This is a genomic window from Pseudomonas sp. B424 (assembly GCF_055408345.1).
Map to the genome: position 1 here is coordinate 62,631 of NZ_JBUZTL010000007.1, position 14,039 is coordinate 76,669.

General features: G+C 57.6%; 10 protein-coding genes. 1 reads left to right on the plus strand and 9 read right to left on the minus strand.

The genetic code is table 11. From position 1 onward, the window contains the following. Positions 1-26: 26 nt before the first annotated feature. The 7 genes from cfaB to ACZRMS_RS10715 form a co-directional block, all read right to left on the minus strand. On the minus strand, positions 27-1,211 hold the full coding sequence (gene cfaB, locus ACZRMS_RS10685) for a C17 cyclopropane fatty acid synthase CfaB (RefSeq protein ID WP_463995324.1): 1,185 nt from the start codon (positions 1,209-1,211) through the stop codon (positions 27-29). Positions 1,212-1,324: 113 nt separating this feature from the next. After that, entirely contained in the window at positions 1,325-3,241 is a 1,917-nt protein-coding gene (locus ACZRMS_RS10690; protein ID WP_463995325.1) for a heavy metal translocating P-type ATPase, read from the minus strand. Beyond that, positions 3,238-4,296: an SPFH domain-containing protein gene (locus ACZRMS_RS10695; RefSeq protein ID WP_463995326.1), complete on the minus strand. Its 1,059-nt coding sequence runs from the start codon at positions 4,294-4,296 to the stop codon at positions 3,238-3,240. Before ACZRMS_RS10695 ends, ACZRMS_RS10690 begins: the two co-directional genes overlap by 4 nt. Continuing rightward, positions 4,293-5,306 (minus strand): protease modulator HflC, encoded by a 1,014-nt coding sequence (gene hflC / locus ACZRMS_RS10700; protein ID WP_463995327.1) that lies wholly within the window; start codon positions 5,304-5,306, stop codon positions 4,293-4,295. Before hflC ends, ACZRMS_RS10695 begins: the two co-directional genes overlap by 4 nt. A 12-nt stretch (positions 5,307-5,318) precedes the next feature. Continuing rightward, on the minus strand, positions 5,319-7,253 hold the full coding sequence (gene hflK / locus ACZRMS_RS10705; protein WP_463995328.1) for a protease modulator HflK: 1,935 nt from the start codon (positions 7,251-7,253) through the stop codon (positions 5,319-5,321). A gap of 209 nt (positions 7,254-7,462) precedes the next feature. Next, positions 7,463-8,797: a serine hydrolase domain-containing protein gene (locus ACZRMS_RS10710; RefSeq protein ID WP_463995329.1), complete on the minus strand. Its 1,335-nt coding sequence runs from the start codon at positions 8,795-8,797 to the stop codon at positions 7,463-7,465. Between the two features lie 101 nt (positions 8,798-8,898). After that, positions 8,899-9,813, minus strand: coding sequence for a LysR substrate-binding domain-containing protein (locus tag ACZRMS_RS10715; protein WP_463995330.1), 915 nt, complete (start codon positions 9,811-9,813; stop codon positions 8,899-8,901). Positions 9,814-10,093: 280 nt separating this feature from the next. Here ACZRMS_RS10715 and ACZRMS_RS10720 point away from each other — a divergent pair, with 280 nt between their 5' ends. Further along, on the plus strand, positions 10,094-11,056 hold the full coding sequence (locus tag ACZRMS_RS10720) for a bifunctional GNAT family N-acetyltransferase/nucleoside diphosphate kinase regulator (protein ID WP_463995331.1): 963 nt from the start codon (positions 10,094-10,096) through the stop codon (positions 11,054-11,056). A 206-nt stretch (positions 11,057-11,262) separates the two neighbouring features. On the opposite strand, the gene glmS is transcribed toward ACZRMS_RS10720, so the two are convergent. Both glmS and ACZRMS_RS10730 read right to left on the minus strand, forming a co-directional pair. Next, on the minus strand, positions 11,263-13,098 hold the full coding sequence (gene glmS, locus ACZRMS_RS10725) for a glutamine--fructose-6-phosphate transaminase (isomerizing) (RefSeq protein ID WP_463995332.1): 1,836 nt from the start codon (positions 13,096-13,098) through the stop codon (positions 11,263-11,265). 9 nt (positions 13,099-13,107) lie between these two features. Continuing rightward, positions 13,108-13,875, minus strand: coding sequence for a DeoR/GlpR family DNA-binding transcription regulator (locus ACZRMS_RS10730; RefSeq protein WP_016782880.1), 768 nt, complete (start codon positions 13,873-13,875; stop codon positions 13,108-13,110). Positions 13,876-14,039 lie beyond the last annotated feature (164 nt).

The following is a 14,039-nucleotide window of genomic DNA, read 5'->3' on the forward strand; positions in this document are numbered from 1 at the left end:
GCCTTTCTCTCCCATGAAAAAACATATCAGCGATAGATATCCGCCCTGGTCGGTGGCAACTCCAGCGAGCCATCAGCATGGGGTTTGGTCGCCAGGATCTGATCGATGTTGATCCAGCCATGAGCGAAGGCGTAAGCACAACCCGCCAGATACAGCCGCCAAATACGCAGGGCCTGTTCCGGCACCTGCTTGGCGGCAGCCTCAAGGTTGTGCTCCAGTCGCTGGCTCCAATGCTCCAGCGTGCGCGCGTAATGCAGGCGCAAGCTTTCAACATCAACGACTTCCAGCCCCGCCTCGCTGATCTCGGCAGTCATCATCGACAGATGCGGCAACTCACCGTTAGGGAACACATAACGATCGATAAACTCACCGGCCCCACGACCGACCTGACGGCCATCGGTGTGCTTGGACGTGATCCCGTGGTTCATCACCAGCCCGCCCTCGCGCACGGCCCTGGACAGAATTTCGCAATACTCGCGCAGGTTAGCGTGCCCCACATGCTCGAACATCCCGACGCTGACGATTTTATCGAACCGGCCATCTTGAGGCAGATCGCGGTAGTCCAGCAGTTGCAGATCGACCTTGTCCTGCAGACCTTCGGCTTTGACCCGTTCATGAGCCAGTTTGAGTTGCTCCTTGCTCAAGGTAATCCCGAAGACCTTGACCCCATATTCCCGCGCTGCAAAACGAGCCAGCCCGCCCCAGCCACAGCCGACATCCAGCAAGTACTCTCCTGGCTTGAGTCGCAGCTTGCGGCACAGCAGGCGGAACTTGGCTTGCTGTGCTTCATCCAGACTCTCCTCCCCGGTTTCAAAATACCCACAGGAATAAGCCATGTCGCGATCGAGCCACAGCTGATAGAAGTCGTTGGACAGGTCGTAGTGATAGGAAATGGATTCGGCATCAGTAGCCTTGTCGTGATAAACACGAGCGGGGGCGCTGACCTCGTCATCCCCCACCAGTGCCTGACTCAATTCATCGCATACGCGAATGGCTTCGCTGATTGAGCCTTCCAGTTCAAGCCGGCCCTCAACAAAAGCACTGCCCAGCAGGTCGAGACTGGGGTTGGTAAACTGAGCCACCAGGGTCGGATCTTTGATCACAATCGTGACGCTGGGCGTCGGACCGAAATTGAACTCGTGGCCGTCCCACAGCCTTAGCCGTAATGGAAGTTGAAGTTTCTGTAAGGCCGGCGGAAGTTGCGCGAGCATCTTTGTTCCTCCTTCAGTTCAGATATGAAAACTATAGGTTAGACGATTAACCAAAACTGTCAGCTTCGTGAACCGGAGGTAGACGCTAGAGGGTGCGCTACCGCTTATCCGAATCATTCTGAGGTCGGCTTGAGCGCCACCAACGACTCATGAAACCTCAGTAAACGCCCTGCATTGGCCAACACTAGTAAAGTACTGAGGTTATGCAACACGGCGGCAATCATTGCCCCCGCAACGCCCAGCCAGCCAAACGCCGCAGCGGCCACAATGGCCAGGGTCCAGCCCAGACCAATGATCACATTGACATGCAGGGTGTGACGGCACTCGCGGCTCAGCCGTACGCAGGTCCCCAGGCGCCGCAAGTCACTGCCGATCAGCACAATGTCCGAAGATGCCAACGCGATATCCGCCCCCCCTGCACCCATGGCAACCCCGACCACACCGGCCTTGAGCGCCAGCGAATCGTTGATGCCGTCACCCACTACCATGGGCCGGAAACCGCTGTCGATTTCGCTCAGTACACGGTTGAGTTTGTCTTCGGGGAGTGCCTGCGCCTGCACCTCGCTGATGCCCACCCTGTGTGCCAGATGCTGTGCCACGCTCTGGCGATCGCCGGTCAGCAGGACCTGACGGCCAAGCCCCAGTTCGCGCAGCTCACCCAGCGCCTGCCGGGCTTCGGGTTTGATGCTGTCCGCCAACAACAGCCAGCCGAGAAAAACATCATTGAGCGACAAGCCTGCGATGGGCCCATCGTGATTCGGCACAGTGGTCGTGCTGATACCCAACTGGCTGAACAACTCGGGGCGGCCCAGAGCCGCTTCGCCCTGCTCCGTGCTGGCAACTACGCCCAACCCCTGGCGCTCGCGAACATCGCTCAGCGCCAGCATATGTTCGTGACTCACCAGACCGGCCAGGGCCCTGCTCACCGGGTGACTGCTGGCGGCGCCCAAACTGGCGGCCAGTAGCAGTAACGGTTGCTGGTCGGGCTGCTCCGTTTCAATCCCTTGCAACCGCAAGGTGCCGTAAGTCAGAGTGCCGGTTTTATCCACAACCAAAGACGTGAGATCCGCCAGCTCTTCCAGGAACGCCGAACTGCGGATCAAAATCCCGTGGCGGGCAGCCACGGCAATGCCGGCAATCGCCGTCGCCGGTGCCGACAGGACCAACGCGCAAGGGCACGCCGCCACCAACACAGCGAGCATCGCCTGTGCATCGTTGGTGATAAACCAGGTCACTGCCGCGATCATCAACACCAGCACCATGTAGCTGCCGGCGTAGCGCTCAAGCAAACGCGTGATCGGCGGTTTGGCGCGCTCGGCGTTTTGCATCAAGGCGATGACTTTACCCAGGGTCGACTCCTGGCCGGTGCGCGTGACTTCCACCCGCAACAAGCCATCAAGGTTGATCGCCCCGCCAAAGATCGGCTGACCGACACTGACTTCAAGGGGTACCGACTCACCGGTAATCGAAGCGGTGTCGAGGCTAGCCTGCCCCGCCAGCACCACACCATCGGCGGGTACCCGATCACCGGCGCGCACTTCTACCTGGTCACCGGTTTCAAGTGTGGCGTTGTCGACTTCCAGCAAACTGCCGTCGGCCAGAAACAGGCGCGCCTGACTGCGGGTCAGTTTGCCCAGTGCGTGGATCGCTTCTTGTGAACCGATCACGCTGCGCTCTTCCAGCACGTGGCCGAAGATCATGATGATCGGCAGCAGTGCCGCCGTCAGCAAATCCCCCGTGGCCCAGGCACCGAGCATGGCCAGAGCAATCAGCTGGTCAGTGATCCCATGCAGGCTCGGATAGCGCAGGCTGTACCAGGCCGAACGCATGACAGGCACGGCCACCAATAGAGAAGCGAAGCCAGGCAGCAACTGACTGACGCCGATTTGTGCGGGCATCAACCAGCGCCACACCAGCCCCAGACCCAACAAGCCCAGCGCCAGCATGGCCAGGGTCAGTTGGCGCGCGGCGCTGCGTTGCTCGGTACTGCTGAGCAGGCTGACGGTGGGTTGAGTGGCGGACGTACTCATTGTTCGGCTCCCTGAATAATCAGGCGGGAATCATCTTTGGGGTCAACGCTGGTGACTGAGCCGGCCTGGCTCAAAATCTTCGGCATGCGTTCGCGGTACAGACGCAACATGAGGCCCGGGTCATTACCGGCCTGCTGCACCTTGGCCAGGTTGATGATGGTGGACGTATCCGCCTGCGCCTTGGCCAGGCGTTCACTGGCTTGAGCCTGCGCCTGCCCTACACTGCGGTCGGCTTGTTGGGTGGCCGACTGGGTGACTTTGGCAGCTTCATTGCGGGCTGCGGCCACCGCTTGTTCGGCGTGCTGGCTGGCAGTCAGTACCGCGTTGAAGGCATTGACCGCAGGGCCCGGCAAACTGGATTGCACATCCACGCGCACCACTTCCAGGCCAAGGCTCTGGCCTGCTGCACTCAGGGCGGCAAGTTGCTGATTGATGCCCTGCACCAGATCACCGCGCAAACGCTCGCGGCGTTCGGCCGCCTGGCTGTCGCTGCCGATCAGTTCGGGACGCGCCACCAGGATCGTGTCCAGATCCCGTGCCGCCGTCAGGGCAACGGCGCTGCGGGTTACCAGACGGTCCAGCGCAGGCAATACGTGCTCACCTTGCAACACAAAGGCATAGGGTTCGGTGACGTTGTAAAACACCCGCACATCCAGTTGCACCACACCCGCGTCGCCGGTCAGCAGATACCCGGAACCGGCCAGAGCATCGTTGACCGGCGTGGCAAATGTCGCCACCCGGTCAGCCTGCAGCGCGGCATCTGAGCGCATGAGGTTATCTATCCTGCGCTCACTTACGCGGTCCGCAGCAGGGACGATCACCACTTGCTCGAAGGGCCTTGGCCACGCCAGCAACAAGCCGGCATTTTGAATGCGATCCAGCGCGCCCATACGTAACACCACTGCACGATTTTGCGGATCGATCTGGCGCACGTTGGACCCCACCCACGCCACCGCCGCGAAAACCGTCACGGCATACAAGCCCAAAAATGCCAGGCGCCCGGCCTGCTGCCACGGGCTGCTTACCCCTTGTATCGCTTCGGGTTCCTGGTTCATGGCTGCGATCCGGCCTTGGCATCCAGCTTCGGCGGGCCGTCGACCAGTACTCGAAACGGCGCTGCATCGGTACGCAAAATAATTTTGGTGCCCGGGTTAACCATCGTGCCCAACGTATCGAGCGAGCGCAGTTCGTTGTACAGCTCAGGCGAACTGGCGTATGCCCGGCCATAAATCTGCGCCGCGTCGACCCGCGACTGGGCTTCAATACCGGCAGCCTTGATGCTGGCATCCGCCTGGAGAATCCGCGCATCGCGTTCGGCAGCCGAACGTATCTGCGCCGCTTCACGTTTGCCCACGGCGGTGCGTTCGGTGGCGATGGTCTCGCGCTCAGCGCGCATACGGTCAACGGTGGCCGTGAGCGTTACCGAGGGCAAGGTCAGCCGCTCTACACCCACTTGCAGCACACGTACCCCGTAGGTACTGAGCAGTTGCTGTTCGATCTGCTTGCGCAGTTGCGCTTCGAAGTCGGCAATTCTGACCAGGCTGGAGTCAGTGTTCACCAGGCTTGAGAGATCAAAACTGGCGGCCGTTGTTTCCAGTGCCGAGCCGACAAAGGTACGAATCTGCCGGGCAGCTTCGTCTGGCTGGTTCTGCACCGCACGCATGAATCGCTGCACATTCTCGGCGTCGGGCTGCACCTGCCAGGCCACATAGGCCTGCACAATAATCCGCAAACCATCACGGGTGCCCACGTCTTGCAAACCGCTGGAGGTGGTGCGCAAACGCAGATCCACCGGCACGCTGACTTCAAAAGGTGCCGGCCAGCGCCAGCCCAGCCCCGGTTCAAGCAACACCCGGGCCGGGTTGCCAAAGCGGGTAATGACCGTCGCTTCACCGGAGCGGACTTGCACCAGGCTGGCAGCGGCGATGGCAAACAGCACCAGCAGCGCGGCCCAGCCCATGCGTCGCCATGGGAAAGGGCTCAGCTCATGGTCGTCACCATGAGCGTGATGGCCGTGGTGTGAACAGCCATGATGATGGCTGCTGTGATCGTGAGATTGAGACAAAATAAGGGCTCCTTACTGAGCAGCTTTACGCGGCGCGACAGGATCGGCCGGCAGCGTGAAAGAACGCAGATCGAGGGTCGGCGCACTGCTGCCCCCGAGGCGATGGTCGAGGATCAGCAATCTGGCGTTGTTCAGTCCCAGGCTTAACTGACTCAAATACTGCTCAAGCAAAAATCCGTGGCCGGCGCTGGCGTAGGCTTTTTGTTCAGCGCCAAAACGCAGATCCGCCGTCTGTGCGGTAGCGTTCACTTCACGCGCCAATGCATGGGCCTGGTCCAGCGCAACACTGGCCTGCAATTGCGCAACGTTGATTTGTTCACTGGCGGCACCCCGCTCACGGGCAATCAAGGCCTGCGCACTGATTTGGGCAGCCTGGACACCGTGATACGCATTGGCCGCACCGGCCGGTGGATGAATGGCTTCAACCACGGTGGCAAGAATTTCGACTCCGCTGTCGAGCGCATCCAGATCGGCCTGGACGGCACAACCGATGTCATCGGCCAACGCACTGCGCTGCTCACCGAGCACACCATCGAGGGTGCGCGAGGCAAAGTCGTGGACCAGAATGCGACTTGCGGTACTGCGGATCAGCGTCGGGACGTCATTGCTGTGATAAGTCGCTGCAATGGCAGCACGGTCACTCAGGCCAATGCGGTACACAAAACGCACGTCCATGTTGACGATCTGAAAGCCCTGCCTGTCGCCGCTGTCGCTGGCAATCAACTGAGACTTGTCATTCACGTGGGTGGCGTCCCACAGCCGGTTGGCCGTAAGCGGTGGCAAGCCATCGGCAGGCGTGAGCAACGGATCGATGGCCGATTCAGTGCTGGTCGCCAATTCATGCACCACTCCATTTTCGACCGCCAGTACCCGACCCAATGGCCAAGGCAAACCGGCGTGCAGTCCCGGCCCCAGCACTTCAACCGGTTTACCGAAGCGCTCATAAATCCCGCGACCTTGGAGCGGGATTTCATTCACGCCGCTCAGTACCCAGCCGACCGCAACCACCACCGCCAGCACCGGGAAGAACGCTTTACGCATGTACGTAAACGCCCAGATTTGACGCAGGTCGATACCAAAGCGGTTATGCAACTCGTGTTGCAGCGCCAGCAACGGTTGAGGCGGCCAGCGCAACATGCCCGCGACAAAACTTTGGCCAATCATCCGTGGTTCGAGCTTGTCGCGACGCGGGCTGAACAACGCCGCTACCGCACGCAGGATCAATTCAACCGCCACAGCGGCAGGCAGCAGCCCCGTTAACACTGCCAAACGGGCTGGCCACAGCGCATCGTCGCTGCTGAATAACAGGCACACGGCACTCATTAAAAAAGTCAGGATAGGGACACGAACCAACGGCGCAAGCAAACGTGCTTCCGGCCATTGCGCAACTTGCTGCTGCGCCAGATAACGCTCGAACACCAGCAGCGAAAACGCGAGCGCAATGGCGATACCTGCCGCGACACTGCCCCACGTCCCCAATGCATAACCCGGCAATGCCAGGCTCCAGATGTGCTGCACGCTCCACCACGCAGCGCCGCCAACACCAGCAAGCCACAACACCGGCTGACCGATCGTGGCTAACAGGCGTTGTGCACCTGTATTGATCCGCTGGTTCAAGCGGTCAATGCCACCGGGCTGTTCGTCAGGTTCGACCTGAGGCACTTCAGGTACCGGGTTGAGTGCGTCGCGACGCCAGCGCGCCACCCAGTAAGCCGATTGAGCACCAGCCGCCAGCACCAGCAGGGCAGCCGCATTGTTATTGAGCAGCGCCGGCCACAGCGACTCAGATGAGAACAGCCCTATGGAAAAGGCCAGCGCCCACGCCAGAATCACTATAACCGCCAGCACTACACTCAGTTGATAGAGCTGGCGGGCCTGTGCAGAGGCACTTTGAAAACGAGGCAAAGACTCAAGCCTCTCCTCCTCGGCATCTAAATCGACGCGCATGGAATTTCTCACTCATGAAATATCTAGTAACGATATCGCAGAAGTGATGAAACTTTTGTCCAGCTTACGCATTCTTCATCTTTGCCTGATAAAGCGCGCAAACCCTCTGGGAGTCGGGCTTGCACGCGATACAGGCAACTCGGTGTGTTTGAAAAAACCGGGGTGAGGCGATCGCGAGCAAGCCCGCTCCCACACCCCCGTCAGCAGAATCACTCGGGGTGAGCAATCAACTGTTTGGCCAGGGCCTCAAACGCCGGAATGGTCACCGGGTCGTTCGCTGAGTTGCTGGCGACCGGGTTGGACGCATAACGCACAATCACCATCTCGGCTTTGGGGTCGATGTAAGTGCGTTGGCCGTACACACCACGCGCCATGAAGGCACCGTCGGCGTTGTGGGTCACCCACCACATATTGCGATAGCTGCTGCCTTTGAGCAGGTCATAACCGGCTTTGGAAAAGGCCGACTTGTCACCACCGGCACGAATTTCATCCACAACCGTTTTAGGCACGATTTGTTGGCCCAGATACTGGCCATCATTGCGGATCATCTCGCCAAAGCGCGCCATATCACGCAGCCCGGTATTCAGGCCGCCGCCTGCGAAAGGCGTTCCAATGGAGTCGACGGTGAAATACGCGTCCTGTTCAGCGCCGATACGCTGCCAGATTTTTTCTGACATCAACTGTGCGACATTTTTTCCGGTTACCCGCGCAATCACCCAACCCAGCACATCGGTATTCACTGTTTTATAAGCGAATGCTTCACCGTGCTCGCCCTGGGGTTCAACCGTCTGCAAATACTCCATGTAGCTTTGCGGGCCAGTGTAATCCTTGGGTTTGGGCAGCGGGCTACCCGCCTGCGCGTGCTTCCAGACCTCAGCATTCGGGTCGGCATAATCTTCGCTGTATTTAAGCCCGGTGGTCATGTCCAGCACCTGGCGCAAAGTGGCGTTGCCAAAGGCTGATTCAGCCAGCTCCGGCACGTAGTCTGCGATTTTTTTGCTGGCATCCAGCGTGCCATCGGCCACCAGCATGGCCCCCATGGTGCCCACCACCGACTTGGTCATCGACATTGCGCCGTGCTGGCCTTCGGGGTTCAACACACCGAAGTAACGCTCATAAATAATTTTTCCGCGGTGCAACACCACAATACCGTCGGTGTAATTCGCGGCCAGTGATTGCTCCCAGGTCATCGGTTGCTTGCTGCCCAGAGGCACGAAGGTCAAACCGTCAATATCCGTGCGCAGCGCCTGCGCCAGCGCCACAGGAGCCCCCAGGCCACGGGAAACATTGGTGGTGGGCATCAATTGGCGAAAGTTGGAAACGCTCCAGCGCATGGCCGGGAACTTAAAATAACTGCCGTCGGCAAAACGCACGATGCGATCAGGAGGTGGTGGCGCACCGACCATCCAGCCCATGGTTTTGGGATCACTGGCGGCAGCATCGGGGTAGGTGGTTTTATCGGCGGCGCAGGCAACAGAAGCCGCCAGGCAAGAAAATAAAAAAACCGCGCTGGTGCGGGCGGGTTTGAAAAAATGTTTAAACATGGAATATTCCTTTTCAGTTCAAGGCCGCACACCGCCTTGCGATATAAACAAAGGGATGTATAGCGCACCACACTCCCACAGGTTGGACTGCGCCGCTGAAATCATATTTTTATTTTTTCAATCAGCGCTTCCAGCTGATGAAAGTCGCTGTGGATATTTCTTTCTCGGCTCCAGATCATGTCCAGAGTAAATGTCGGAAAACCAACTGGCGGTTTAAGAACTTTAATTTTGGGTGAAACATTTAGCGTCGCCACTATTTTTTCCGGAACCACGATCAGCGCAGGTAACGCCAATAAAATATTGACCCCCGCATGATAGGAATTGGCACGGGTTAAAATAGTTCGCCTACGGGACTGCTTTTCCAGCCAGCCATCCACCATGTTTTTTTCCGACAACCATGGTGTTGGAAATATCTGTGGGGTTTCACAAAACTCGTCGATATCCAAAGCGGTTTTCGGTTGATGCTTTGGCACGCTGGACAAGCACACAAACGCATCTTCCTTCAGGCTGCGGTAATTCAATAACGGGTGTCGCTGGTGATACCCCGGGCCGAAGCCAAAACAGACATCGATGTCTGAGGCCAGCAACTCATTGATCGGCAAATCCTTGCCCAAACGGCTCATGCTCAACGACCAGTTGCGCCCGGTTGAACGCACCTGCTGCAACAGCATAGGCAACATCAGAATTTCAAAGTATTCGGGGGCCGTGATATTCCACTGGCGCGGCACACTGCTCTGCCCCGCCCCTTCTATGGCGCACTGGTTAATGCACTGCATGATGTTTTGCAGATAAGGCTTCATCGCCAGCACTCGCGCTGTGGGCTGCATCGCGCCCTCACTGCTTTCGAACAGTTTGTCGTCGAAACAGTGTCTGAGTTTTTTCAGGCTGTAGCTGATACTCGACTGACTGAGATTTAAAATTTCTGAAACCCGCTTGGCGCTGCGGTTTTCGATCAACAACAAAACAATCGAAATATCCTGCATATCCAGTTGTCTCAGCGCATTGGTGTACAGCATGCCGCCTCCTTGCTTACGTTATCCACAGGCCAGAAACCACTCGACCCGCAGAGCGGGTCGAGTGGGTGTGAATCCTGAGGATTAAAACTGTTGCACCCAGTAATGACAAGACATCCACATACATTTGATGGGGCCTCTGGGTCGGGTTAAAGGGCACAACGATGCATCGCTGATCATTGTGACTGATAGTCGGCTTCATCAAGGCTTGAGCGTTTGACTGGTTCGGGTTCGGCATTACTCGCGTTATGTCTTAAAATAGCCGGTTGCCGAAAGAACCGTCATGACCATAACCATGAAGGGCTTCCAACCTTTAGAAATAAGTGTGGTTACGATGAACAAGCCTTTCATTTCGCTGTGCCCTGAAATTACTCGGGCGCACGCGCTGACGCTGATGGATTGGTTGGAGGATGAGCGCGTCACCTGCTATCTGAGCGATTCGCGTCATGTCTCCCGCTCCATCGAGCAAGTCATCGATCGGACTCAATTGCCGATCCTGACTCATCTGTTCAACCAGGGCGGCCGCTTCTTCATGGCCTATGACCGGCATGACGCCCCGGTGGGCTTTGTCCGTCTAATCAAGACCGGCTCAAATTGCGAGATAGTCCTGGTCATCGGAGACAGCGACAAATGGGGCCGAAACCTTGGCGCCCGCACGATCCGCGAAGGCATGAAACTGGCATTCCTCGACATGCGGGCCAAGAAGCTCATCGCCAAGATTCACCCGGACAACGCGCGCTCGGTGAAAGCCTTTCTGCGCAGCGGCTTTCTGCTTGAGAGCGAAACGCCGACATTGAAGTCATTTTCCATGACGGCCGGGCGCTATCTCCAGTTCTTGCGCGAAGGTGCCATTGGCGACTCCAGCAGGATCTACATCACTGAAATCGACAAGGCCAGGCTCGAGAGTCTAATCGCGCTCGAAGAAGGCCCGGCCGTTGTTGAACTCGAACATGAGCTTGAGCGAGCCATTGTCGTCAAGCCGCAGCAGGTGGCGAGCAATGTCGTGACGATGAATTCCAGGGCCTTGCTGCAGCTGGACGACGAAGAGATCGAAGTGGCCTTGGTCTACCCTGAAGACGCGGACAGCAACTCAGGGAAGCATTCCGTGTATTCGGACATCGGCGCCGCCATCCTGGGCTATCAGGAGGGGGACGCCATCGACTGGCGAATTTCTGATCGGACCCGACGGATTGAGATAAGGAAAGTGCTTTACCAGCCGGAGGCTGCGGGCGATTTCCACCTGTAGTCGCGCCTTTTGCTCAGTGTTCGTCCATCAGGCGCGAGGATCCCCAAAGGACGGAGCCTCGCTTACCATGCCTGAGCGGCCCGTTGGATGGTCAAGGGCAGGAGCGCAGCCAGTTGCGAAAGCAGGAGGCGGTAGGACAGACCTAGCCGACTCCTGCGACAGTTTTAATTCTCTAAACCCACAGCTACCAATTGTCGCAGCAGAATTTATTCCACAGTGACGGATTTGGCCAGGTTCCGCGGCTGGTCTACGTCGGTGCCCTTGAGCACGGCCACGTAGTAAGACAGCAATTGCAGCGGGATGGTGTAGAGGATCGGCGCCAGCACATCGTGGATGTGCGGCATGTTGATCACATGGGTGCCTTCGCCATTGGTCATACCGGCTTGTTCATCGGCAAACACGATCAACTCGCCACCACGGGCACGCACTTCTTGCAGGTTGGATTTCAGTTTTTCCAACAGCTCATTGTTCGGCGCAACGGTAACCACCGGCATGTCGTTATCCACAAGTGCCAGAGGGCCATGCTTCAGCTCGCCCGCTGGATACGCTTCAGCGTGGATGTACGAAATTTCTTTGAGCTTGAGTGCGCCTTCCATTGCCACCGGGAACTGAGCGCCGCGGCCCAGGAACAGGGTGTGGTGCTTGTCGGCGAACAGCTCAGCCACTTTTTCGACAACCGAGTCCATCGCCAGTGCTTCGCCCAAACGCGCAGGCAAACGACGCAGCTCTTCTACCAGTTGTGCTTCAACGCCCGCTTCCAGCGTGCCGCGAACCTGGCCCAGGGAAAGGGTCAGCAGCAGCAAGCCAACCAGCTGGGTGGTGAACGCTTTGGTGGAAGCCACGCCAATTTCACGACCGGCTTGGGTAAGCAGCGTCAAATCAGACTCACGCACCAGCGAGCTGATACCTACGTTGCAAATCGCCAGGCTGCCAAGGAAGCCCAGTTCTTTTGCGTTACGCAGTGCAGCGAGGGTGTCAGCGGTTTCGCCCGACTGTGAGATCGAAACAAACAGGGTATCGGGCTGCACCACAACTTTGCGATAACGGAACTCGCTCGCCACTTCGACCTGGCAAGGGATGCCCGCCAGGCTTTCAAGCCAGTAACGAGCGACCATCCCGGCGTGGTAGCTGGTACCACAGGCTACGATCTGAACATTGCGTACTTTGGCGAACAATTCCTTCGCTTGTGGACCAAAGGCTTGTACCAGAACGTGGTCCTGACCCAAACGGTTTTCCAGGGTGCGCTGTACTACTGCTGGCTGCTCGTGGATTTCCTTGAGCATGTAGTGGCGATATTCGCCCTTGTCAGCAGCTTCGGCGCCATCACTGTATTGCACTGTTTCACGCTGAACGCTTTGACCATTCACATCCCAGATCTGCACGCTGTCACGATGGATTTCAGCGATGTCGCCTTCTTCCAGGTACATGAAGCGGTCAGTCACTTGGCGCAGTGCCAATTGGTCGGAGGCCAGGAAGTTTTCACCCAGACCCAGGCCAATCACCAGCGGGCTACCGCTACGTGCAGCCACCAGGCGATCCGGTTGTTTGGCGCTGATCACGGCCAGGCCATACGCACCGTGCAATTCTTTAACAGTGGCTTTGAGGGCCGCAGTCAGGTCGCTGTGGTCTTTGAATTTGTGATTGAGCAGGTGGGCAATGACTTCGGTGTCAGTGTCCGAAGTAAATTCGTAACCCAGGCCTTTAAGCTGCGCACGCAGGGCTTCATGGTTTTCGATGATGCCGTTGTGTACAACTGCCAGATCGGAACCGGAGAAATGCGGGTGAGCGTTACGCTCACACGGCGCGCCGTGGGTCGCCCAACGGGTGTGAGCAATACCCAGACGCCCTGCCAGGGGTTCACCGGCCAGCGCTTGTTCCAGCTCGGCAACTTTACCGTTGCGACGCGTGCGCTCCAGGGTGCCGTTGTTGGTGAAAACAGCAACACCTGCGCTGTCATAACCGCGGTATTCAAGACGTTTCAGGCCTTCGAGCAGAATGGCCGTGATATTGCGTTCAGCGACTGCGCCAACGATTCCACACATAAACTTCTCCTAGCTTAGGGCCGCGCATAACAACGTTATGCCCCGGGCCTGAATCTGTTCGCGTGCCTCAAGCGGCAGGCGATCATCTGTAATAAGGGTATGGACGCTGCTCCAGGGCAGTTCCAGGTTGGGTATCTTGCGACCAATCTTGTCCGACTCGACCATTACGATCACTTCACGTGCGACATCAGCCATGACCCGGCTCAGACCCAACAACTCGTTAAAAGTTGTCGTGCCGCGCTGCAGGTCTATGCCGTCAGCACCGATAAACAGTTGATCGAAGTCGTAAGAGCGCAACACCTGTTCGGCAACCTGCCCTTGAAAGGACTCGGAGTGCGGATCCCAGGTGCCCCCGGTCATCAGCAACACAGGCTCATGTTCCAGTTCGCTGAGTGCGTTGGCGACGTGCAGGGAGTTGGTCATCACTACCAGGCCGGGTTGCAAGCCTAGCTGTGGAATCATCGAGGCCGTGGTGCTGCCGCTGTCGATGATGATGCGCGCATGCTCTTTAATCAGGCCAACCGCCGCACGGGCGATGGCTTGCTTATAAAGAGAAACCGGTTGAGGTACATCACTGACCAGTTCTTGCGGCATGGTAATAGCACCGCCGTAACGACGTAATAACAGACCGTTACTTTCGAGTGCAGCCAAGTCCTTGCGAATCGTAACCTCGGAGGTTTCGAAGCGCTTGGCCAGTTCATCCACACTGACTTCACCTTGCTCTGCAAGCAAGGCCAGGATGTTGTGTCTGCGTTGCGGCGTATTACGTTTAGACATAACGGCTTAAGTTTCGTTTCGAAAGATAACGAAAGCAATGAAACCTTATCTCGAAATGTCCGTCAAGAAATTCTTGTCCGTTATTTACTGTGAATAACTCAATATCGCCTCGTATTCATGGGCTAAAAATATGATTTTAAGCTGAAATAAAAAAGCCTTATCCA

Excerpts from the sequence above, each read along its gene's own strand:
- cfaB (WP_463995324.1), bottom strand. The coding sequence starts at position 1,211 with ATGCTCGCGCAACTTCCGCCGGCCTTACAGAAACTTCAACTTCCATTA.
- ACZRMS_RS10690 (WP_463995325.1), bottom strand. The coding sequence starts at position 3,241 with ATGAGTACGTCCGCCACTCAACCCACCGTCAGCCTGCTCAGCAGTACC.
- ACZRMS_RS10695 (WP_463995326.1), bottom strand. The coding sequence starts at position 4,296 with ATGAACCAGGAACCCGAAGCGATACAAGGGGTAAGCAGCCCGTGGCAG.
- hflK (WP_463995328.1), bottom strand. The coding sequence starts at position 7,253 with ATGCGCGTCGATTTAGATGCCGAGGAGGAGAGGCTTGAGTCTTTGCCT.
- ACZRMS_RS10710 (WP_463995329.1), bottom strand. The coding sequence starts at position 8,797 with ATGTTTAAACATTTTTTCAAACCCGCCCGCACCAGCGCGGTTTTTTTA.
- ACZRMS_RS10715 (WP_463995330.1), bottom strand. The coding sequence starts at position 9,813 with ATGCTGTACACCAATGCGCTGAGACAACTGGATATGCAGGATATTTCG.
- ACZRMS_RS10720 (WP_463995331.1), top strand. The coding sequence starts at position 10,094 with ATGACCATAACCATGAAGGGCTTCCAACCTTTAGAAATAAGTGTGGTT.
- glmS (WP_463995332.1), bottom strand. The coding sequence starts at position 13,098 with ATGTGTGGAATCGTTGGCGCAGTCGCTGAACGCAATATCACGGCCATT.
- ACZRMS_RS10730 (WP_016782880.1), bottom strand. The coding sequence starts at position 13,875 with ATGTCTAAACGTAATACGCCGCAACGCAGACACAACATCCTGGCCTTG.